At 41.2% G+C, this 24,717-nt stretch carries 15 protein-coding genes; 14 read left to right on the top strand and 1 reads right to left on the bottom strand.

Going from position 1 to position 24,717, the window contains the following annotated elements; translation table 11 throughout:
• Window positions 1–46: 46 nt before the first annotated feature.
• The 3 genes from HH214_RS01985 to HH214_RS01975 all read left to right on the top strand — a co-directional run bounded on the left by HH214_RS01985 (window position 47) and on the right by HH214_RS01975 (window position 5,824).
• Window positions 47–2,842, top strand: coding sequence for a TonB-dependent receptor (locus tag HH214_RS01985; RefSeq protein ID WP_169605746.1), 2,796 nt, complete (start codon window positions 47–49; stop codon window positions 2,840–2,842).
• Between the two features lie 358 nt (window positions 2,843–3,200).
• Window positions 3,201–4,796: a catalase gene (locus tag HH214_RS01980; protein ID WP_169605745.1), complete on the top strand. Its 1,596-nt coding sequence runs from the start codon at window positions 3,201–3,203 to the stop codon at window positions 4,794–4,796.
• A gap of 188 nt (window positions 4,797–4,984) precedes the next feature.
• The gene (locus HH214_RS01975; RefSeq protein ID WP_169605744.1) at window positions 4,985–5,824 is read left to right on the top strand and encodes a phosphatase PAP2 family protein; all 840 of its coding nucleotides are present in this window, start codon (window positions 4,985–4,987) and stop codon (window positions 5,822–5,824) included.
• A 107-nt stretch (window positions 5,825–5,931) separates the two neighbouring features.
• Here the strand turns inward: HH214_RS01975 and HH214_RS01970 are convergent, their stop codons facing one another.
• The gene (locus HH214_RS01970; RefSeq protein WP_169605743.1) at window positions 5,932–8,877 is read right to left on the bottom strand and encodes a leucine--tRNA ligase; all 2,946 of its coding nucleotides are present in this window, start codon (window positions 8,875–8,877) and stop codon (window positions 5,932–5,934) included.
• Window positions 8,878–9,078: 201 nt separating this feature from the next.
• Between HH214_RS01970 and HH214_RS01965 the strand changes: the two genes are divergently transcribed.
• From HH214_RS01965 to HH214_RS01915, 11 genes are all read left to right on the top strand, one after another.
• Window positions 9,079–9,333: a hypothetical protein gene (locus HH214_RS01965; protein WP_169605742.1), complete on the top strand. Its 255-nt coding sequence runs from the start codon at window positions 9,079–9,081 to the stop codon at window positions 9,331–9,333.
• A 57-nt stretch (window positions 9,334–9,390) separates the two neighbouring features.
• On the top strand, window positions 9,391–10,647 hold the full coding sequence (gene dctA, locus HH214_RS01960; RefSeq protein WP_169605741.1) for a C4-dicarboxylate transporter DctA: 1,257 nt from the start codon (window positions 9,391–9,393) through the stop codon (window positions 10,645–10,647).
• 62 nt (window positions 10,648–10,709) lie between these two features.
• Complete coding sequence (locus HH214_RS01955) at window positions 10,710–11,297, top strand: PPC domain-containing DNA-binding protein (RefSeq protein WP_169605740.1); 588 nt, start codon at window positions 10,710–10,712, stop codon at window positions 11,295–11,297.
• Between the two features lie 84 nt (window positions 11,298–11,381).
• Window positions 11,382–12,257 carry a succinate--CoA ligase subunit alpha gene (gene sucD / locus HH214_RS01950; RefSeq protein WP_169605739.1) on the top strand — a complete coding sequence of 292 codons (876 nt, stop codon included), beginning with the start codon at window positions 11,382–11,384 and terminating at the stop codon, window positions 12,255–12,257.
• Between the two features lie 496 nt (window positions 12,258–12,753).
• Window positions 12,754–16,374 carry a type IIG restriction enzyme/methyltransferase gene (locus HH214_RS01945; RefSeq protein WP_169605738.1) on the top strand — a complete coding sequence of 1,207 codons (3,621 nt, stop codon included), beginning with the start codon at window positions 12,754–12,756 and terminating at the stop codon, window positions 16,372–16,374.
• A gap of 74 nt (window positions 16,375–16,448) precedes the next feature.
• Window positions 16,449–16,844, top strand: a complete 396-nt coding sequence (locus HH214_RS01940; protein ID WP_169605737.1) for a methionine-R-sulfoxide reductase — start codon at window positions 16,449–16,451, stop codon at window positions 16,842–16,844.
• Between the two features lie 749 nt (window positions 16,845–17,593).
• Entirely contained in the window at window positions 17,594–21,178 is a 3,585-nt protein-coding gene (gene dnaE, locus HH214_RS01935) for a DNA polymerase III subunit alpha (RefSeq protein WP_169605736.1), read from the top strand.
• A gap of 130 nt (window positions 21,179–21,308) precedes the next feature.
• A complete protein-coding gene (locus HH214_RS01930) occupies window positions 21,309–21,545 on the top strand; it encodes a hypothetical protein (protein ID WP_169605735.1) in 237 nt (78 codons plus the stop codon).
• Window positions 21,546–21,655: 110 nt separating this feature from the next.
• Window positions 21,656–21,976 carry a thioredoxin gene (trxA, locus tag HH214_RS01925; protein WP_169605734.1) on the top strand — a complete coding sequence of 107 codons (321 nt, stop codon included), beginning with the start codon at window positions 21,656–21,658 and terminating at the stop codon, window positions 21,974–21,976.
• A 75-nt stretch (window positions 21,977–22,051) separates the two neighbouring features.
• Window positions 22,052–22,972 (top strand): DUF58 domain-containing protein, encoded by a 921-nt coding sequence (locus tag HH214_RS01920; RefSeq protein WP_169605733.1) that lies wholly within the window; start codon window positions 22,052–22,054, stop codon window positions 22,970–22,972.
• Window positions 22,973–23,168: 196 nt separating this feature from the next.
• Complete coding sequence (locus tag HH214_RS01915) at window positions 23,169–24,635, top strand: glycoside hydrolase family 130 protein (RefSeq protein WP_169605732.1); 1,467 nt, start codon at window positions 23,169–23,171, stop codon at window positions 24,633–24,635.
• Window positions 24,636–24,717 lie beyond the last annotated feature (82 nt).

Below are 24,717 nucleotides of genomic sequence, written 5' to 3'. Positions count from 1 at the left end.
TCCTTTCGCTAACGCGGCGGGTATTTTTAATTATTCTTTTATCTATATGAAAAAAGTTTACGTTGTTCTTGTTTTATGGTTAAGCTTGTGGCAGTTATCGGCTCATGCGCAAACCATTAGCGGTATCATCCGCGATCAGGCTGCACAGCCTTTAATTGGTGCCACGGTGGCTTTACGCGGCCAAACGGCAGGCACTACTACTGATGTTGATGGGCATTATACTTTGAACGTCAAACCCGGTGCTGTTACGGTTATTGCCAGCTACATCGGTTACCAAACCATTCAAAAGGATACGACCCTTGCCGAAGGACAAAACCTTGCGCTGGATTTTACCCTGAATGCGCTAGGTAATTTGAACGAAGTGGTGGTATTGGGTTCACGCGGACGGCCTCGTTCGCAGATGAATACGCCAGTACCGGTAGATGTGGTAGATCTTAAAAAGATTGCCCAGTCTGGTCCGCAGGTTACCTTGAACCAGATATTGAATTATGTAGCGCCTTCTTTTAACGCCAGTATACAAACCATCTCGGACGGTACTGACCACATCGACCCTGCATCCTTACGTGGTTTAGGTCCAGACCAGGTACTGGTATTAATTAATGGTAAACGCCGCCACACTACCTCGCTCATTAACATCAATGGTAGTTTTGGTAAAGGTTCTGTCGGAACGGATTTAAATGCTATTCCAACTGCTGCTATTAAACGTATCGAAATTTTGCGCGATGGTGCTTCGGCACAATATGGCTCAGATGCGATTGCCGGTGTAATTAACATTATTCTGGATGACCAAGTAAACAAGCTAAGTGCTAATGTAACTACCGGCGGCTATGACTCACGCCATACCGAAGCAGGTAAAACCTTTGATGGCGGCCAGGTACAAGCCAACCTAAACTATGGTTTACCACTGGGTAAAAAAGGTGGATTCGTTAATATGGCGGGTTCATACGATCAGCGGGCTTATACCAACCGCATGCGCGAGTTTACGGGTACTATCTTTACAGATTATAACGACCCATCATTAGCGACAGTGCCCGGCTCACCTACAGGTAAAGATATTACCGATGCTGAACTGGCTAAACGCGGTCTGAACCGGTCTGATTTCAATTCACGTGTGGGGCAGTCGGCTAATAGGGGCGGGAGTTTATTCTTTAACTCTTCAGTACCTGTGGGGGATAGTGCCGAAGTATATGCTTTCGGTGGCTTAAACTACCGTCATGGTGAGTCGGCAGCGTTTTACCGCGTACCCTCGCAGCTCACGCAAACCAATGCTACTGTTTACCCAAATGGCTTTTTGCCGATTATTGCTACCGATAATCACGACCAATCCATAGCGGCTGGTATTCGCGGTCATTTAGGGGCTTGGAAAGTGGATTTAAGTAATACTTTCGGGCAGAATACATTAGATTTTCATACCATCAACACTCTGAATGCTTCACAGCAAACGGCTTCAGCTACATCTTTTACAGATGGTGGCTATGTGTTCAAGCAAAACACCACTAACCTGGATTTGAGCCGTTATTACAATCATATTCTAAGTGGCTTAAATTTGGCTTTCGGCGCTGAACACCGCTATGAAAATTATCAGATTATTGCTGGCGAACCTGCCTCATACACTAACTATGGTAATGCGCTTAACGTAGGTACTGATGCTACCGGTAAAGCTATTTTGGTTCCTAACCCGCAAGGCAATGTTTCTACCTTGTTTGCAGCTAATGGTTCGGCATTAGCTGGTGGAGCGCAAGGCTTTCCGGGCTTTAGTCCTGATAATGCAGTAAATGCTTCACGTACATCAGTAGCCGCTTATGGTGATGCTGAAATCAACTTTACCAAGCAGTTTTTGATAGATGGTGCTTTACGGTTCGAAAACTACTCGGATTTTGGTTCAACCCTGAACTGGAAAGTAGCCAGCCGTTACAAGTTTTCTGATTACTTTGTATTGCGCGGTGCTGCCAGTACCGGCTTCAGAGCACCTTCTTTACAACAACGTTATTTTAGTGCTACTTCTACCATCTTTAGCAACGGGCAGTTTGTAGAATCAGGCACGTTCCGGAATGACAGTCGAATAGCTGAGTTGTTGGGTATTCCTAAATTAAAACAAGAAACATCGCACAACTACAGCTTGGGCTTTACCAGTAATGTTGGCGATTTCAAGTTAACCGTTGATGGTTACTTAATTGATATCAATAACCGCATTATTTATACCGGCCAATTTACCGGCAACTCTAGTAGTACGGCATCAACGCAAGATCAGGAAATTGCCAATATTTTGCGTTTGGCTAATGCCACAACAGCTCGCTTTTTTGCCAATGCCATTGATACCCGTACCCGTGGTATTGATGCTGTGTTGACTTATAGCCACCGTATTGCAACAGGCAGCTTGCGCGCCGATTTATCAGGCACTTTTGCTAAAACAGATTTACGTGGTAATGTGCATACTTCAGCTTTGCTGGCAGGTAAAGAAAGCACCTACTTTGATGATGCCAGCCGTATCTACCTGGAATCGGCAGTGCCGCAAACCAAAGTAAACCTGTCATTGAACTATGGCATTAACAAGTGGAACTTTTTTGCTCGGGGCGTGTACTTTGGTAAAGTTACCGAAGCGACCAACGTAGTATCTGCACAGGATGTTTACCATGGTAAAGTGGTAACTGATGTAAGTGCGAGTTACCGTGTGGTGAAAAACTTGAACTTAACCGTAGGTGCCAACAACCTGTTTGATATTTATCCGGATAATACATCGGCTGCTAACCAAAGCTCAGGCCGCTTTTTATGGTCACGTACCGCCCAGCAGTTTGGCTTTAATGGTAGGTTCCTGTTTACCAGATTGTCGTTGGATTTCTAATTTCTTTTAATACTTTTTTGTTTAAAAAGGCTGCCTAATGGTGAAACCATTGATGGCAGCCTTTCGTTATTATGGGGGTAATTAATAATAAAATAAACGTCTTATCTTTTTAAATTTATAAATCAGTATCAGTATAAATAAATCATATAGTGTTTCTATTTTCTTATCGATAGAATTTATACATCATCTTATTGTTTTATACCGTAAACTATTCCATCTCAGCCTTGTACTTTTACATTAAATAAAGCAAATAACGATTAACGCATTGCAGATTTAATAAAGTGAATGATAAAATAACACACTGCAATTAATAATCAATATATAATACGCTTATTAAAAATATATAAAAACCTGAAGTATGATTGAGCAAGAAAATTCAAACCAGAATGGCCAGGGTAACAAAACCTTGACTACTCGCCAGGGGCATCCGGTTACTGATAATCAGAACCTGCGCACCATCGGTAATCGTGGTCCTGCTACGCTGGAAAATTACCAGTTCTTAGAAAAAATATCTCACTTTGATCGTGAACGCATTCCTGAGCGCGTAGTACACGCACGTGGTGCAGGTGCACACGGCGTATTCGAAGCTTATGGCACTATAGGTGATGAGCCAGCTTCAAAATATACCCGCGCTAAGCTGTTCCAGGAAAAGGGAATGCAAACGCCGGTATTTGTACGTTTTTCATCAGTAATTCATGGTGGTCATTCACCTGAAACCCTGCGTGACCCACGTGGTTTTGCCGTTAAGTTTTATACTGAAGATGGTAACTGGGATTTGGTAGGTAACAACCTGAAAGTGTTCTTTATTCGTGATGCGATGAAGTTCCCTGACCTGGTACATGCTTTCAAACCAGACCCGATTACTAACCGTCAGGATGGCGAACGTATTTTTGACTTTATCAACAATACGCCTGAAGCTATGCACATGATTACCTTCTTGTTTTCACCATGGGGTATTCCGGGCAACTATCGTCAAATGCAGGGTTCTGGTGTAAATACCTACAAAATGGTTAATAAAGAAGGTGTTGCTGTACTAGTAAAATACCATTGGGAGCCATTACAAGGTATTAAAAACCTGACCCAGGAAGATGCTCAGGCTATCCAAGCTAAAAATTTCAACCATGCTACTCAGGATTTGTATGATGCTATTGAGCAAGGCAACTACCCTGAATGGGAGCTATGTGTACAAGTAATGAGCGATGATGAGCATCCTGAATTGGATTTCGATCCGCTGGATGATACTAAAATCTGGCCAGAAGATCAGTTCCCATTCCTGAAAGTGGGTAAAATGACTTTAAACCGTAATCCGCAAAACTATTTCGCTGAGGTGGAACAGTCTGCTTTCGGTACCGGTGTATTAGTAGATGGTCTGGATTTCTCTGACGATAAAATGTTGCAAGGTCGTACTTTCTCTTATTCTGATACTCAGCGTTACCGTGTAGGTTCTAATTATCTGCAATTGCCGATCAACTCGCCAAAAACTCACGTAGCTACGAACCAGCGCGATGGCCAAATGGCTTACCATGTAGATGCAGCACAAGGCCAAAGCGGGCACGTAAACTACGAGCCATCAACTCTTGACCCATTGAAGGAAGCGCCTAAAGCCGGTGCTGATTATGAACCGCAGTACACTGCTAAACTGGTACGCAAGAAAATCGATCGTCAGAACAACTTTAAACAAGCAGGCGAGCGTTTCCATGCGTTTGAAGAATGGGAGCGTCAGGATTTGATCAACAATTTGTCGAGCACATTGGCGCCTGTTGATAAACGTATTCAAGATAAAATGATTGAGTTGTTCACCAACTGTGATCCTGAATATGGCCGTTTAGTAGCAGAAGGTATTCAGAAATGCTTAGCTGAAGGCAACGTTTCTAAAGGCCCAATCGGCAACAAACATTCTGATGAAGCTGTTCAGCAAGCTCAGGAAGTATCGCATGATGCAAAGCCTTATTAATTAAATTTACAGGTGCTTATTTATACAAAAGGCTGCTCCTAACTGGGCAGCCTTTTGTTATTTACTTTAGTAAGTAACAGGTTATAATGCTGTACTTTAATTAATTGTTAAAAATTAACAAACAATTAGGTTGAGTTTGCACTTATGAAAAGTTAGAAATCATCATTGTTAAACCTATATCGTATTTATTGAAAAAGCTATTCTACTTATTATTCTGCTTAGTTACTTTTGAAGTTCAGGCGCAGCAATCTAGTGATACCACGAAGAAGAATATTCCTGATACTTTAAAGAAAGATCTTTTTACAGCACCCGACACGGTGCAGCATTTGCACAGCAAATTTGCTTCCTTAATACCACCAGCGGCTTTAGTAGGGTATGGTATATCATCTTTTTACATTAAGCCTTTGAGGGGGTGGGATCGTTACCTGTATAACCAGGCTGCAAAGCATAACATAGTTACGCGTAGTAACCTGGAAAATTACTTTCAGTATGCACCCGTTATCTTAACCTATGGCGTTAACCTGGTAGGCGTTCATGGCAAGAACACCTTTGTAGACCGAACGCTTATTTATACCATGTCTCAAGGAATGATGCACATTGTTCTAAGTACGCTCAAACATTCCACTCATAGGTTAAGGCCTAATCAGTTCAACCGGTTATCTTTCCCATCAGGCCATACCAGTAATGCTTTTTTGAATGCTGAATTTATGTCTCAGGAGCTGAGCGGTAACTCCATTATCTATAGTGTTATCGGTTATTCGTTTGCTACAACTACCGGCATATTTCGTATTTACCATCAAGACCATTGGTTTAGCGACGTGGTGGCAGGTGCAGGCTTTGGTATATTATCTACTAAAGGTGCTTACTTACTATATCCTTATATCCGGAATGCACTATTCAGCGACAAAAAAGATAAAAAGAACAACGGTTTACCAGCTGAGCTAAAAAAGAAAAAGTACAGCAACTCCATGTTATTACCTTCTTACCAGGATGGTGCTTTAGGATTGCAGTTTTCTATGCAACTGTAATATTGTAGCTAATAGTATTTTTGTAGTCATAGCATATTAGTTTATAAGCACGAAACGGCGAACTTGTAAAGGTTCGCCGTTTCGTGCTTATAAACTTATCAGGAGAGTTATACTACCAAATTAACAATCCGGCCTTTAACCACAATCACCTTTTTAGGTGTTTTACCATCCAGGTACTTTTGTACATCAGCATTAGCCAGCACGAAAGTTTCTACTTCTTTAGGCTCCATAGTTAAAGCGATGTTCAGGTTCATTTTAGTTTTACCGTTGATAGAGATTGGGTAAGCAAACTCATCCTCTACCAAATATGCCGGGTTGAACGTTGGGTAAGCGGTATAAGACAGCGTACCAGCTTCATTGCCTAGCAAGGTCCACAACTCTTCGCAAATATGCGGTGCATAAGGTGAAAGGATAGTCACCATATCTTGCAAAATCGCTTTTTTGTTGCACTTCAAGTCCATGAGTTCATTTACCGCAATCATGAAGCTGGATACAGAAGTGTTGAACGAGAAACGCTCAATATCTTCTTCTACCTTACGGATGATTTTATGCAATGATTTCAGTTCAGCCTTAGTTGGTGCTTCGTTAGAAATTGTAAACTCCCATTGCTCATTATGGAATAACTTCCAGAACTTGCGTAAAAATTTAAACACACCTTCAATACCGTTAGTGTTCCAAGGCTTGCTTTGCTCCAGCGGACCTAAAAACATTTCGTACATGCGTAAAGTGTCAGCACCATAACGTTCAATCAAATCATCAGGATTTACTACGTTGAATTTGGATTTTGACATTTTCTCAATCTCGAAATCACAAACAAATTTGCTTTCCTGTTGCGTGTTATCATTCGAATAAACTACCGTACCATCTTCTAGGATGATAATGGCATTTTTATTATCCGGTCGCCACTGGCGGAAGGCTGCTAAGTCAAGAACATCATTGTTTACAATGTTCACATCTACATGCAGCTTGCTAAATTCCATTTCACCTAATTCGGCACCTTCCGGCAATAAATCTTTGTAGAATAAGGCTATTTGCTCAATGGTGTCAAAATCGCCTTCTTTGTACAACTCGTACACGCCTTTTGATACGTAAACTTCGGGTTTAACAAAGTTTTCATCTACATTCAGCAGCAAAGGTGCCAGTCGGAAGGTGAAACTAGAACGACCTTGTATCATGCCCTGGTTAATCAGCTTTTTGAAAGGCTCTTCCTCAATAGCTAAGTTTAAGTCTTTCAAAAACTTATTCCAAAAACGACTATACAATAAGTGTCCGGTAGCGTGTTCAGAACCGCCAATGTATAAGTCTACATTTTTCCAGTACTCCACCGCTTTCTCTGAAGCAAAAGCTTGCTCATTCTGCGCATCCATGTAGCGGTACCAGTACCAGCTACTGCCAGCCCAGCCTGGCATAGTGCTCAATTCATATTCGTGAGCGTTCTGGTATTTCCAACCTTCTGCACGTCCTAGTGGCGGTTCGCCGCTTTCGGTTGGTAAATATTTATCAATTTCAGGCAGAATTAACGGCAATTCATTTTCTTGAATCAGGTGCGGTAAATTGTTCTGAAAATAAACAGGTACTGGTTCACCCCAATAGCGCTGGCGGCCAAAAATAGCGTCACGCATACGGAAGTTTACTTTCGCTTTACCCGCTCCTTTTTCTTCCAGCTTGGCGATGATTGCCGCAGTAGCTTCTTTGTAAGTTAAGCCGTTAGCAAACTCGGAGTTGATGTAGCGGCCTTCTTTGGTTGGGTCGGCAGCGGTTTCAATATTTTGTATGTCGATGATAGGAACTATTGGCAAGTTAAAGTGCTTGGCAAATAAGTAATCGCGCTGATCGCCCGATGGTACAGCCATTACGGCACCAGTACCATAACCAGCCAGTACGTAATCAGCAATCCAAACCGGAATTTGCTCGCCACTTAGTGGGTTCAGTACATAACTGCCGGTAAATGCACCTGACACTGTTTTAGTATCAGCCATACGGTCCAATTCCGATTTCTTTTTAGTTAAGGCAATATACTCTTCTACTTCGGCTTTCTGTTCTGGCGTAGTCAGGGCTGGTACCAACTCATGTTCTGGCGCTATTACCAAAAAGGTAACACCAAAAATGGTATCTACACGAGTGGTGAAAACCTCGATATAGCTTCCGGCTGCCAATTGTGAGTTTTGGGTTTCATCAAGTTGGAACCTGACGCTAGCACCTACACTTTTACCAATCCAGTTGCGCTGCATTTCTTTTAGCGGTTCGGGCCAATCTATGGTATCTAAACCTTGCAGCAAGCGTTCGGCGTAAGCCGTAATACGCATGCTCCACTGCATCATTTTTTTCTGCTCTACCGGGTAACCACCACGTTCCGAAAAGCCATCTTTTACCTCATCATTGGCTAGTACAGTACCTAAGGCAGGGCACCAGTTTACGGTACTTTCGCGCAGGTAGGTGAGGCGGTATTTTAATAATTTGGTTTGCTGATCGGCTTCGCTCATGGCTTTCCATTCGTCAGCCGTAAAGCTCAGCGTGTCTTCATCGCAGATAGCGTTGATACCAGCTGAACCATTTTCAGCAAAGTGAGCCACTAGTTGATCAATGTTTTGTGCTTGTTCAGCGGCTTTGTTGTACCACGAGTTAAACAGTTGCATGAAAATCCACTGTGTCCATTTATAATACTCCGGCGAACTGGTACGAACTTCACGGCTCCAATCAAACGAAAAACCCAACTGATCCAGCTGACGGCGATAGGTAGCAATGTTCTGCTCGGTAGTAATAGCCGGGTGCTGACCGGTTTGTATAGCGTATTGCTCGGCTGGTAAGCCAAACGAATCATAGCCCATCGGGTGCAGCACATTAAATCCTTTCAGGCGTTTATAGCGTGAAAAAATATCAGAGGCGATATAGCCTAGCGGGTGACCCACATGCAAACCTGCTCCGGATGGATACGGAAACATATCAAGCACGTAGTATTTAGGTTTGGATGACTGATTGTCGGCTTTAAAAGTCTGGTGGCTGGCCCAAAATTGCTGCCACTTCTTTTCAATGTCTTTAAATTGATAGTCCATTTCGCGGGTTCTCAGAGTATTAAGCCGCGAAACTACAAAAATTGATGGTAATAGGCGACAAAGTTCAGGATACTATGGATTACTAATAGCAGCTTGCCGGTGAAGTTTTTGTCTTAAACTAAAATGTAACGGAATTGTTATGAGATAATCTGACCTGCTTTTTTGTAAATAGCAACGGCCAATTACCTAATGCAACTTCTTATGAATAGTGACGACGAAAGGCAAAGTAAACGCCGTTCAACAAATTATCCTATTTGTCCGGTGTGCGGACATCAATTTAAATACCGGTGCAAACGTAGTTTACTAGTAAAAACATTACTGTTCTGGACCCCGGTTAAGCGATATTTTTGTACGCACTGTGCAGTATGCCGGTATGTTTTTAATCCTAAATATGGCGATTACTCTTCGGTAATCCTGCTGTTGTCTTGCCTGCAAATTGTATTGGGCGAAAGCTAAACAGGTAAGAATTATCAGTATTATTGCTGTTCGGGGCCTAAGCTCCGGCTGGTTTTCATGAAGCGTTTACTTTCTAATCTTACCTTTCAGGTAATTGTTGCTATTATTTTAGGGGTTGTTGTCGGGGTTTATTTTAAATCTTTTGCACCAACAGCACAAACTATCAGCAAAACTTTTATCAGCATGATTACTATGCTGATTGCACCTATTATATTTTTTACTATTGTTTTAGGCATTGCCGGCATGAACGACATGAAAAAAGTAGGTAGAGTAGGTGGTAAAGCTATTTTGTATTTTGAAGTAGTAACTACCTTTGCATTGGCTTTGGGCGTAATACTAGCCAATGTGCTAAAGCCAGGCGAAGGTTTGCAGGTGAGTGCCAGCGCTGCCAACGCCGATAAACTGGCAACCTACCAGAAGCAGGCATCTGAAATGCATTGGGGTGAGTTTTTTACCCACATTGTACCCAGCAACGTAATGGATGCCTTTGCCAAAGGTGATATATTACAAATTCTATTTTTTGCTATCCTGTTTGGTTATGGTTTAAGCCGCATGGGTGAAACCGGACAATCACTTATTAATACTTTCAGCAAGTTATCGCAGGTGTTTTTCAACATCATGAATGTGATAATGCGGGTAGCGCCCATTGGCGCATTTGGCGGGATGGCCTATACGGTAGGTACGTATGGTATTGCCACCCTGGTGCCTATGCTCAAGTTGTTGGGAGCGGTATATCTGGCTATGTTGCTGTTCATATTTATCGTACTGAATGTAATTTGCTTATGGGCCAAAGTAAGTTTATGGCAATACCTGCGCTATATCAAACAGGAGATACTGATTGTATTCGGCACTTCTTCATCCGAACCGGTATTGCCTAGCATGATGGAGAAGATGGAGAGGTTTGGTTGTGCCCGGTCGGTAGTCGGGCTGGTGATTCCGACGGGGTATTCTTTTAACTTGGATGGTACTACGATTTATTTGTCGATGTCGGTAATTTTTCTGGCGCAGGTTTTTCATATTCCCTTATCGCTGGAGCAGCAGCTAACTATCATCGGCATCCTGATGGTGACTTCTAAAGGGGCTGCAGGGGTAACGGGTAGCGGGTTTATTGTGCTTACGTCCACACTGTCGGCTATTAAGGTAATTCCGGTAGAGAGTGTGGCAATTCTGTTGGGGGTAGATCGGTTTATGTCGTTGGCGCGGGCATTAACCAATGTAATTGGCAATGGCATTGCCACTATTGTAGTAGCCGAGAGTGAGAAAGAATTCGATCGGGAACGCTATCAGGAAGCCATCAAGTCGCTGGATGCTTAAATACCCATTGGGTAAACATTTGCTTATACTCATAAGTTAATCCTCAAACTAAACAGGGAACTATGAAAAAGCAGATATTATCTTTTCTGAAAACAGCGGGTAGCTTGGCTTCTGTGTTACTTATCTTATCCGGTACCAACAAGGTTTTAGCTCAGGATTATGTATCGCCTACCAACCCGGCACAAACAGATAAATCGCCGGGTGTGAAAGCTCAACTACTCAGTCAGAATGGTGGGGTGAAAACTTATATTCTGGTGTTTGCCAAAAATGATGAAGTAATTTCAGGCTTAACCGAGTTTGCACAAAAGAACAATATCACCAGTGCACACTTCACCGCTATTGGTGATGCCCTGTCGGCCAAAGTAGGTTGGTATGATCAAAGCCGAAAAATGTTTAAAGTCATCCCAATTACCAGTCCGTCTGAAATTACTTCGCTGATTGGCGACATTGCCATGTACAACGGCAAGCCGGTGGTGCATGCCCACATCAATCTGGCGGCACCTGATGGGGTAGTGCATGGCGGCCATTTACTGGAAGCTTACATTTTCCCAACACTAGAAGTCAGGCTGACCGTTGAACCCGAAGCCATGTATAAGAAACTGTACCCCGAAGCCGGTGCAACGGTGATTGACCCTGGTGCGCGGCAATAAATTACACGCTATAGGTACCGCTACGCAAAAATAATTTGATAGTCTAAGCAATAACTTTAGCTTTGCCGTACAAAAGCATAAACCATGAGTGTTCTCGTAAATAAAGATTCCAAAGTAATTGTTCAGGGTTTTACCGGTAATGAAGGTACTTATCATGCTTCGCAGATGATTGCGTACGGAACCCAGGTAGTAGGTGGTGTTACCCCCGGCAAAGGCGGACAGCAGCACTTAGAGCGCCCGGTGTTTAACACGGTAAAAGATGCGGTTGACCAAACCGGTGCCGATGTATCGATCATCTTTGTGCCGCCTGCATTCGCGGCTGATGCGATTATGGAAGCTGCCGAAGGTGGCATTAAAGTAATTGTATGTATTACTGAAGGTATCCCGACTAAGGATATGATTCAGGTGAAAGAATACCTGAAAGGTTTTGATGCCCGCCTGATTGGCCCGAACTGCCCAGGTGTAATTACTGCTGATGAAGCTAAAATTGGTATTATGCCAGGCTTTATCTTCAAAAAAGGTAATATCGGTGTAGTATCAAAATCTGGTACTTTAACTTACGAAGCGGTTGACCAAGTGGTGAAAGCCGGTATGGGTATTACTACGGCTATTGGTATTGGTGGCGACCCTATTATTGGTACCCCAACCAAAGAAGCGGTTGAATTGCTGATGAACGATCCGGAAACTCACGGTATTATCATGATTGGTGAAATTGGTGGTGGCATGGAAGCAGAAGCTGCCCGTTGGATTAAAGAAAACGGTACTAAACCCGTAGTAGGCTTTATTGCCGGACAAACTGCGCCTCCGGGCCGTCGTATGGGTCATGCTGGTGCTATTGTGGGTGGTTCGGATGATACTGCTGCAGCTAAAATGAAAATTATGGCTGAGTGTGGTATCCGCGTAGTAGAATCGCCAGCTGAAATTGGTGCAGCTATGGCTGAAGAAATGGCTAAAAAATAGATTATAGAGCCAAGAATCAAGAGCCAAGAGTTTTGGTTTTTGAAGGCGTTTGAGATACAAGAAAATCCCGGTCAGTTTTGGCCGGGATTTTTCGTTTGGAGACAGATGGTGCAGAATTTTGGCAGTGTTACATGTTTCGGTGTGTAACACCTTGTAACACTGACAAACCATTGGCAGTGGTGGCACTGTTTTGTCAGTAGCTTGGAAGGGTGTTTAACCTCTGTTTTCTGTGTTTTATAAACATGTAAGTATGAGACTAACAATGTGTTATATAGGATATTTGAAATGCTACTCATAGGTTTGAGGTTCAGAAAAGTACTGGTAGTTGGGTGTTACATACTGGTGTAGGTGTTCACTTTTTTGAAGTTTGAGTGTTCGTGAACACTGCAAACATCGGACATGAGTATGGTAGGAGTGAGTTGAATCTTAGGTAAGTTGAAATTAAAAGCGGATTGATTATCTTGCAGCGTATAATCAGAAACGGCTGTAATATAATATGCACCTAAAACTAATCACGCCTAAGCAAGCTCTTAATAAAGCTTACCTTAAAGAAAAGATAAGTCGTACAAGCATTGAGCTCTTCAAAACAAATTTTGTTGATTTACTTAGTAAAATAAATGAGAAAGGCGATGAAGAGCATCTTAAATCATTAATTGCCGATTTCTTAAAATTTACATGGTACAAAGATGCCTATCAGATCAACCCTATCAGCAAAAATGATTTGGTGATACATACTGGTAAGTCTCCTGCTGATCCTATTGGGGTAATACTGGAAGCTAAAAATATGGTGAATACGTTAGAAATGATTAGCGAGCAAAAGCCCAACGTTAAAGCTATCCATGAATTAATATTGTATTATCTTAATGAGCGTATTACTAACAACAAGCACGATGTTAAACAGCTTGTTGCTACTAATATTTATGAGTGGTATGTGTTTGATGCAAATGAGTTTGATAAAAAGATTTATCGTAGTACTGCCATCAAGAAATTGTATGAGCAGAAGAGAAACGATAACAAAGATAACCCTTGGTTTTATGGTGAGCTCAAAAAGTTGCTTGCTGATGATGAGCTAAGTTTAGAAGCTACATATTTTGACATCAGAACTTATAAACAAGCAGCTTTAAGCAATAATGCTGATAATGATAAAAAGCTGATACCGCTATTCAAAATCCTTTCACCAGTTCATTTACTTAAGTTATCGTTTGCTAATGACAGTAACACGCTACAACCTAAGTTTTATTCAGAACTGTTACACATCATCGGTTTGTATGAGTATAAAGAAGGTAGTAAAAAGCTGATTAGTCGTAAAAAAGAAGGAGAGCGTAATGCAGGATCGCTGCTTGAAAATGCAATAGCTAACCTCGATAGTCACGATAAAATATCGCGTTTAGATAAACCCTCGCAGTATGGCGATAATTACCAGAACCGCATGTATAACGTAGCGCTCGAATTGGTGATTACATGGGTAAACCGCATATTGTTCTTAAAGCTACTAGAAGCACAGTTGTTAAATTATCATAAAGGCGATAAAGGTTTTACTTTTTTAAACAAAGATAAGATTCACAGTTTTGATGATTTGGATAAGCTATTCTTTAGAGTATTGGCGAAAAAGGAAGAAGAACGCAGTCAAGAAGTGTTACGGTTGTTCGGCAAAGTGCCCTACTTGAACTCTTCGTTGTTTGAGCCTACCGAACTAGAACATCAAACACTATTTATTAACGGTTTAGAGGATGCTATTGCACTGCCTTTAATAAGTAGCACGGTGTTAAAAGATCAGCGAGGCAGAACAATTAAAGGAAGTTTAAATACGCTCGATTACCTGTTTGAATTTTTAAACGCCTATGATTTTAGCAGTGAGGGAGCCGAAGAGATACAGGAAGATAATAAAACATTAATAAATGCTTCTGTACTTGGGCTCATATTTGAAAAGATAAACGGCTATAAGGATGGTTCGTTTTTTACGCCGGGCTTTATTACCATGTATATGTGTCGCGAAACAATACGTCGTGCCGTAGTGCAAAAGTTTAATGAAGTTAAAGGTTGGAAGTTGCAGGAGTATACTGATATTTATGATCGAATCACTAATCTAACCGATAGGAAAGAGGCTAATGATATTATAAATAGTCTTAAAATATGTGACCCTGCTGTTGGTTCAGGTCACTTCTTGGTGTCAGCATTGAATGAACTGATTGCGATTAAAAGCGACTTGAATATACTCATGAGTAGTGATGGCCGAACGTTGCGCGATTATCATATTGAAGTGGTGAACGATGAGTTAATAGTAAACGATGAAAATGGAGATTCTTTTAAGTATAACTTTCATGACCATCGCAGCCAAATTGTACAACAAACCTTGTTTCATGAAAAGCAGACAATTATTGAACAATGCCTGTTTGGTGTAGATATTAATCCAAATTCAGTAAAAATATGTCGGTTACGGTTATGGATTGAATTGCTAAAAAACGCCTATTACAAACCTGCAAGTGGCGGTGGGTTGCAATTAGAAACACTGCCTAACATTGATATAAATATCAAAACCGGTAACTCCTTGATAAGCCGTTTTGCATTGGATGCTGATTTAAAACCTGCGCTTAAAAAGAACAATATTACTATTGAAGCTTATCGTCAAGCTGTTGATACTTACCGGAACGCGCGCGATAAAGAGCAAAAGCGTGAAATGGAGGGGATAATTAGTGTTATTAAAACCAACTTTAGGACAGAAATCAGTAACAATAGTAAGGAGGTAAAAGATTTAACTAAGCTTGAAAGCGAATATGTATACAAATATGATAGCACACAGCTATTTGATAATAAACTTTCTAAAAAGCAAATTAATGACAAGAAGGATTTAAAAAATAAAATTGATAAGCTTAAAACAAGAATTGAAGAAATAAAGACAAACAAAATTTACGAAAATGCATTTGAGTGGCGATTTGAGTTTCCAGAAGTACTGGGTGATGATAGTTCCTATAGAGGCTTTGATGTTGTCATAGGTAATCCACCATATGGTATAAAATTTCAATTGAATGAAATCAATTTTTTTAAAGCTTATTATTCGTCATTCGAGTATCAAGTTAATAGTTATGTTCTCTTTTTTGAGAATGCATTGTCACTACTTAAGGTAAATGGATTGGTAGATTTTATTACTCCGGCTACTTTTACCTATCAAAGATATTTTAAAAGAATTAGGTCTATTTTAAAGTCAAACAAAATTTTACGAGTTAGAAAGTTCTTATATGAAGTATTTGAGGACGCAGATATAGGAGATTCAGTTTCATTATTAACGAAAAAAGAAACCATTAGTAGCACTTATCCTATCGAAGTACAGTTTCTATTTAAATCAAAAGAAATTCAAAAAAGTATATTAAGTGAAAACTTCTATTTAAGCGAAAATGTATTTGATTTGAACTATTCAGCAATGAATATTTCTCTTTCACACCCTAATTCTATTTATTTGGGAGATATTTCAAAAATCATAGTAGGTATTAAGCCTTACCAAGTTGGAAAAGGGAAGCCAAAGCAAGTAAAGGAAGTGGTAGATAACAAAATTTATACATCTACTATAAAACTTGATGATGACTATCGGTTATGCATCAATGGAAAGGACTTTCATCGTTATGGTTTAATTAATAAACCTACAATGTTTTTAAAGTATGGTGAATGGCTTGCTGAACCCCGAAAGTCCGCCTTTTTTGATGAAGAAAAAATCATTTTACGACAAACGTCAGATTCAATTATTGCTATGTTAGATAGTAGCAAATCTTTAAATTTAAATAATGTATATAACATAGGCCACATAGATGCTAAGTATAAATATAAATATGTATTAGGTCTTATTAACAGTAGCTTGATAAATTATATTTACCAAAATATATCTCAAGACAAGGGTAGAAGCTTTGCAGAAGTAAAAAAAGTTTATTTGGAAAAGCTTCCGATTATTAAAGCTACTAACAGGCAACAGAATGATTTGTCGATGATAGTTGATGAAATAATATTAAAAAAGGAATCTGATATCAACTATGATATTTCTCATTTGGAAAAGCAGATCAACCAATTTGTTTACGAACTATATAATCTTACTGAAGAAGAAATAAAAATAGTAGAAGAGGCTATTTAGATTAGTAAGTAATGGAGCTATATGCCACCTTGTCCCACATTCCAATTTGGCGCAGCTTTTGATATACAAGCTACATGGAACGCGATCAAAATATCAAATACAATAACCTGACGCCTGCTGAAGAACGGGTGATCTTATACAAAGGTACTGAGCGCCCATTTACCGGCGAGTTGCTAAATAATAAAGCGCAAGGTACTTACATTTGTCGCCGTTGCGATGCACCGTTGTACCTATCGAAAGATAAATTTGAATCCTTCTGTGGCTGGCCCAGCTTTGACGATGAAATACCCGGCGCTGTTCACCGTGAAACCGATGCCGATGGTAGTCGTACCGAAATTTTATGTGCCAACTGCGGTGCTCACCTAGGTCACGTATTCGTGGGCGAACGCTTTACTGCTAAAAATACCCGTCACTGTGTCAACTCCATTTCCATGAAGTTTGTACCCGGCAAAGAGGAAGAAGTGAAGTAAAGGGGAATAGGGAATTTTATAAAAGGCAACGTCATGATAATGGCGTTGCTTTTTTGTTGTGCTTGTTTTTGAGGGTGGTGCTGTTATTATTGTTTGTCTGCTCATTGCCGCAGGGGCTATTTCTTTTGTCTTAGCCACAAAAGAAACAAAAAGGCCAAGTCTCTTCTATGCTTCTTTGCCGCACTAATCCCATCCCTGCAAAGGTACGCAACACCACAGGTTGTTTATTCTTTGCCCCGCTTACACCGCGCACTAGCCCAAGCTTCAGCAAAGAATAAAAGACCTTTTCCTGCCGCACTATGCCATCTGTGCTGCCTCCCTTTCACCCGAAGCTGGAAGAAGACGAGTGGATAAGAATTAAGAGTATAGATTCAGGAATCAAGACTTTCAAGTCGTAGCGAGAAGTAGCAGAGTTAGGCGTAGGGATGAATTAAAAACTGCTAAAAACAAGAGCGTAGGGTTGGCAGAAAAGCGGGCCAGCGTTGGGTGTGAGGGAGGAAGCTTTTTTCTGCCTTGTCTTTTTGGTTACTTTTGTGACTAAGACAAAAGTAACTAGGCCTCTGCGGCCATGAGCAGATGAACAATCATCAAAGCACAAGCTCAATAAAGAAGTCCGGTGCTTCAATAAAGCATAAACCTTACCACTATATTTCTCTGTCATACCACTTTGATAAATTACAATCCACCCCAAATAAACCGCTATTTTCAGTAAATTTGTAGGCCAACTCTGGTGCTGAAACGGATTAGTTATGCCTGATTTTTCTCATTTACACGTACATACTCAATTTTCTTTACTCGACGGTGCTGCCGACATTAGCAAGCTGTATAAAAAAGCTGCTGCGGATGGTATGAAGGCCCTGGCTATTACCGACCACGGTAACATGTTCGGGGTGTTTAAGTTTGTGGCCGAAGCGGCCAAGCACAATGTAAAACCTATTGTGGGCTGCGAGTTTTACGTAGTGGAAGACCGTCACCGCAAGCAGTTTACCAAAGAGAAGAAAGACGTTCGGTATCACCAGTTATTTCTGGCTAAAAATGCCGAGGGGTATCGTAACCTCATCAAGCTGTGTTCGTACGGGTACATGGAGGGCTTGTACAGCAAATGGCCCCGTATTGATAAGGAATTGATATTGAAGCATCATAAAGGCTTAATTGCTACCAGCTGCTGTATTGGTGCATCGGTGCCGCAAGCTATCCTGAAAAAGACGGAAGAGGAGGCCGAAGCTGAGTTTAAATGGTGGCTAGATCTGTTTGGCGAGGATTACTACATTGAGCTGCAACGCCACGAAATACCCGAGCAGGAAATTATTAATAACCGGTTACAGCAATATGCTAAAAAGCATCAGGTAAAAATGATCTGCTCTAATGATTCGCATTATGTGGATCAGCAGGATGCTAACGCACACGATATTTTGCTGTGCGTGAATACTGGTGATATGCAGAGTACACCGATTGCTACGGATGAAGAAGGTGGGAAAGGCTATCGTTTTGGTTTTCCGAATGATCAGTTTTATTTCAAGACACAGGCTGAAATGGGACAACTGTTTCATGACCTGCCCGAATCATTAGATAACACCAACGAGATTGTGGACAAGGTGGACGTGCTGAAGCTGAAGCGCGACATCATGCTGCCCAACTTCCCGATACCGCCGGAGTTTAAAATACATGAAGGACCGGAAGCCGATAACTTGAACCAGTGGGAGTATCTGAAAGATATGACCTTTAAAGGGGCTAAAGAACGCTATCGGGATATTACGCCTGATGTGGAAGAGCGTATCAACTTTGAGTTGTTCACTATTAAAACCATGGGTTTTGCCGGTTACTTCCTCATCGTGGCTGATTTCATTAAAGCCGGACGAGACTTGGGTGTGTTTATTGGCCCAGGGCGTGGTTCGGCAGCGGGTTCGGCGGTGGCTTATTGTATCGGTATCACCAACATCGACCCTATTAAGTATAACCTCCTGTTCGAACGTTTCCTGAATCCTGACCGTAAATCAATGCCCGATATTGATACGGATTTTGACGATAGCGGACGGCAAAAGGTAATCGACTACGTGGTAGATAAATACGGTAAAAACCAGGTAGCACAAATTATTACCTATGGTTCGATGGCTGCCCGTACCAGTATTCAGGATGTAGGCCGCGCGCTGGATATGCCGTTATCTGATGTGAATGCCATGAAAAAGCTGGTACCCGAAACTTTGGGCATCACCCTGAAAGCGGCCATTCAGCAAGTACCTGAACTACAGGAAATCTATAAAAGTCAGGATTTAAAAGGTACGGTACTGCGCGAAGCTGAAAAGCTGGAAGGTTCAGTACGAAATACGGGCGTGCATGCCGCAGGTATCATCATTGCGCCCGACGACTTGACCAACATTGTACCCGTAGCCACCGCCAAAGATTCTGACCTGCTGGTTACCCAGTATGATGGTCGTGTAATTGAAGATGCGGGTGTTATCAAGATGGACTTTTTGGGTTTAAAAACCCTAACCATCATCAAAGATGCGCTGCGCATGATTAAGCAGAACCATGACCGGGACATCGATATAGACTATATACCGCTAGACGATCAGAAAACTTACGAGCTGTACCAGCGCGGTGATACCAACGGTACGTTCCAGTTTGAAAGTGATGGTATGCAAATGTACCTGCGCGACTTGAAGCCGGATAAGTTTGAAGACTTGATTGCCATGAATGCCCTGTATCGGCCAGGACCACTCGAGTACATCCCGAACTTTATTAAGCGTAAGCATGGCCTGGAACCTATCACTTACGATTTGCCCGACATGGAAGAGTACCTGGGGGAAAGTTATGGTATCACCGTGTACCAGGAACAGGTGATGCTTTTATCGCAAAAGTTGGCGGGCTTTAGTAAGGGTGATGCCGACGTGTTGCGTAAAGCGATGGGTAAAAAGCAAATTGAGATTCTGAACAAAATGGAATCCCAGTTTGTGGATGGCGCAACGGCAAAGGGCCACCCTAAAGATAAACTGACTAAAATCTGGAATGACTGGAAAGCTTTTGCCCAATATGCGTTCAATAAATCGCACTCTACCTGCTATGCCTTTGTGGCTTACCAGACGGCTTATCTGAAAGCGCATTACCCATCCGAGTACATGGCTGCGGTATTGAACAACCAGAACAGCATTGAAAAGATATCTTTCTTTATGGAAGAAACCCGTCGTATGGGTATCAATGTGCTGGGGCCCGACGTAAATGAATCGGACATGGCGTTTGCCGTGAATAAAAAAGGTGAAGTACGTTTTGGCTTAACCGGTGTAAAAGGGGTGGGTGATAAAGCCATTGAAAGTATTATACAGGAACGTAACGAGCGCGGACCTTACCAATCAGTTTTTGATTTTGCACAGCGCAGCAATGTTCGTAACGTAAATAAAAAATCATACGAGAACCTGGTTTATGCCGGTGCATTTGATAGTTTTGGCGTTAACCGGGCACGCTTTTTTGCCAAAACCGAAAATGGTTTGCTAACCGGTGTAGAACGCCTGATTAAATACTCTAACGATTACCAGAATACACAAAGCAGTTCGCAAGCTTCTTTATTCGGTGGTACCATGGCCGCTTACATACCCGAACCTGCTATGCCCGATGTTGAAGAATGGCCATTAATAGAAAAGCTGAAGTATGAGAAAGATGTAATCGGTATCTATCTGACTGGTCACCCGCTGGATAATTATAAGCTGGAGCTGGAAAAATATTGCCAGAACCGGGTATCCGATTTGAAAGTACTGGTAACCATGCGTAATGGTGAAGCCGCGCCTGATATTATGGAACGTTTTAACTTGTTACGTCGCCAGGGTGAATTAGCTATTGGTGGCTTAATGGCGAACGTACAGCACAAAATGACCAAAACCGGCAAGCCTTTTGGCACTTTCGTGCTGGAAGATTACAATGACTCGTACGAGTTTGCTTTGTTTGGTGATGATTACATTAAGTTCCGCAACCTGTTGGTGGAAGGGTACTTTATCCAGATTAAAGGTAACATTGAAGAAAAATATCGCCAGAAAGATAACTGGGATTTGCGCATAGCTGCCATTAACCTATTATCAGAAATGCGGGATAAAATGACAAAATCATTAACGGTATGTATGCACCTGCACAACCTGAACGATCAGTTGCTGGACAGCTTACAACAGGCTGTAGAAGCTAATAACCAGAAGCATGATAATAAAAACTGTGCCTTGCGGTTCATGATTAAGGATAGCGAAGATACCTTGTTTATCGATCTGCCTTCCAAAACCTGCCGGGTACATCCAAGCGATGATTTGCTGGCCGAAATTTATCAGCTTACTAATGTGCAACCGGTATTGAAGTAGGAAAAAGGTACTTAGAATATTATAATACATTGGATTTATGTACGCATCTGAAAAGTAGTTGCCTGAAGATTAGTAAAACTTAAACTGCTGCATTGCTGTTGCTTATTCAGAACTTTTAAGAAGCAAGCATATGAGCATAGCCAAGGTTTCGGTAATTACGGTTACTGTATTTGTAATTATATATTCGGTGCTGTTTCACACCGGTATATCGCAAACTATATTGTCTTATGCCTTTTTAATCTCACCATTTCTAATGGTATGGATGGTGTACAGCGTGCTTAAAGATCCTTATACCTATCCGGAGTTGAAGGAAAACGAAGAATGGGGATATTCGGATAAAGCAAAAGATGAACTGGGCATGTTTTAACCCATAGGTGAACATACGCCCGTAATTCGATTGTCAGATTGTCAGCCACTACTTGTGGCAAGTAATTTGATTAGTATATATTTGTTAATATTAACTTAAAACATAAAATCATGGCTTTAGAAATTACTGACGCTAACTTCGAAGAAGTAGTGTTGAAATCAGATAAACCCGTATTGGTTGACTTCTGGGCAGAATGGTGTGGTCCTTGCCGCATGGTAGGTCCGGTAGTTGAAGAAATTGCCAAAGAATATGATGGCAAAGCTATAATCGGTAAAGTAAATGTGGATAACAATCCAGGCGTTTCTATGAAATTTGGTATCCGCAATATTCCTGCATTACTATACTTCAAAGACGGTCAGATTGTAGATAAGCAAATTGGTGCAGTGCCAAAATCAGTTTTAGCTGGTAAACTGGACAAACAATTAGCTTAACCATCTATATTAAATATATTAAGAAAGCGTTACTCAATTACAGTAACGCTTTTTTTATGATTACTTTGCCGTACCATGGCTGAATTAAATACCAATCAGGAAATCAGGGAACTGGCTAATTTAGAGCTGCTGGCCAGGCAGGTGGTTGAAGGCTTTATCACCGGCTTGCATCAAAGTCCGTTTCATGGCTTTTCTGTAGAGTTTGCTGAACACCGGTTGTATAACAGTGGTGAATCGGTAAAAAACATTGATTGGAAATTATTCGCCAAAACCGACAAATTGTTCGTTAAGCAGTTTGAAGAAGAAACTAACCTGCGGTGCTACCTGCTGCTGGATACCTCATCATCCATGAACTATCCGCAAAAAGGTATCAATAAGCTACAGTTTTCGGTATATGCCATAGCTTCGCTAATGTACTTATTCAAAAAGCAGCGAGATGCTTTTGGTTTAGGAATCTTCTCTGATAAAATAGACTGGTTGAGTGCAGCCCGCTCAACCACTACCCACATGTTTTACCTGTTTGCCGAACTGGAGAAAGCCTATCAGCAACCTAAGGCAAACACGCAAACTCACCTCACTGACGTAATTCATTACTTTGCTGAAGAAATTCATCAGCGTTCCATGATTATTATTTTCAGTGATATGCTGGAAAACAGTTTGAATCCTGAAAAGATGCAGGCATTGTTTGCTGCTCTGCAACACCTAAAGTTTAACAAGCACGAGGTAGTTATATTCAATGTGAACGATCGCCAGCATGAACTGGATTTTAGCTTTGACAACCGGCCACATCATTTTGTGGATATAGAAAGTGGCGAAGAGCTAAAAGTGCACCCGGGCCGCGTACGCGATAGCTATCGGCAAGTACTGCAACACTACCGGCATGAGTTGGAGCTAAAGTGCGCCCAGTACCAGGTTGATTTGGTGGATTCTAATATTCATGAAGGCTATCAAAATTTATTAAAAGCTTATCTAATTAAGCGTAACAAAGTAATTTAATTGTAAGTATAAATAGTTTCTGAAGAGTACGTTTAAACCATTGGTATTTAATCTAATTTAAAAAACATAAAACTTATACCCAGTTCAAATTGTGTTGGTTTAGGCAATTCAAACATTGGCTGTTTAAACAGCTATTATGCTTGGTTGCTGTAATTGATTAGCCGAACTACGGTTTTTTTGAAAACTTATTTTATATATGAGACTTTCTATCGAGCGTAAAGCTGTAAAAGTAAACCCCGATTCTAAGCGTGTTATTGCCAGATTCTTTTTTAATGGTCCTGATCGTGCTAAAGAAGTTATTCAGCGTGTAATGGAGGTCAATGAAGAGCACGTATTTGACTTAATATCGCCCTTGTTGCAGGAATATTCCAAACGCCATCGTAATATTACCCGTGTATTTAACCGCCATTGCAGTAAACTAAAAGCCTACATTAGCGAACTGGGTATTGATTTTGATTCGTTAAGCGTGTACCGCAAATTACTGCTGGGCTCATACTTTACGCATGAGTACTCTATTGAGTCGGCCGCGTTTTTCAACCCATCGATGGTTGATGACCCTGACCAGAGCGAACTGGAAGAAGGTCAGCGCCGGGTTATTATCAGTTTCCGAGCAGTAGGTGAGGGGCACGTATCCTCTATAACCTTCCGTAGGGCTTTATTTGGTAAAAACAATGAAATTACAGTACTGCCAGCCGGTAACTATATTGACGAGGCTGAAATAGTTCGTAATGCCGTTTATACAAAAAATCTGTTTTTTGAGAAAGCAGTAGCTACTCAAATTAACGTTGATGTATTGAAAGAACTGGAAGGCCAGCTGGATCATCATTTCGAATATACCGAGTTACGTAAAATCATTCTGGAAGCGCAAAAGAGCCACCAGGATGATACGCGTCGGTTAGAGTATGACAAAATACTATGGTTGGCAGATTCTTATTATGAAATTGTATTCTCGCTGGATACGGATATTTCAGACCGGGTTATTTTCCCGATTTCTGAATATGAACGCAAAGGGATTGAGGATGCCCGCTTTGTAAAGTTTACTAATGACGATGGCAGTTCAGTGTATTATGCTACTTACACGGCTTACGATGGTTCATTGATTATGCCGAAGTTGCTGCAAACGAATGATTTCATCAACTTCAAAATTATGCCGTTATACGGTGCCGGAGCAGCAAACAAAAACCTGGCCTTGTTTCCACGTAAAATAAACGGAAAATATGCTATGCTTTCCCGTATTGATGGTTGGAATAACTACATTATGTATTCCGATAAAATCAATATATGGGAAAATCCTCAAAAACTGCAAGCTCCTAAATTTGCTTGGGAGTTCGTGCAAATAGGTAACTGTGGTTCGCCTATTGAAACAGAAGATGGTTGGTTGGTTATCACGCATGGCGTGGGCCCGATGCGTAAATATGTTTTAGGTGCCAGCTTACTAAAATTGGATGACCCTAGCATTGAAATTGGTCGTTTGAAAGAGCCTTTGTTAATTCCGAACAGTGACGAGCGTGAAGGTTACGTTCCTAACGTTATTTACTCCTGCGGTTCTATGGTGCATAATGGCAAACTAATTTTACCTTATGGTTTATCCGATTATTCATCTTCTTTTGCAGAAGTGGATCTGAGAACTTTACTGGATCGCTTGAAAGCCGATGGTATATAATACAATACCAAAACATTATAATGAAAAAGGGAGCAATCAGTTAATGATTGCTCCCTTTCTCGTTTGCAGCTATATATAAATG

The organism is Mucilaginibacter robiniae (assembly GCF_012849215.1).
GTDB classification, from domain to species: Bacteria; Bacteroidota; Bacteroidia; order Sphingobacteriales; family Sphingobacteriaceae; genus Mucilaginibacter; species Mucilaginibacter robiniae.
This window is presented reverse-complemented; position numbering and strand designations above follow the sequence as displayed.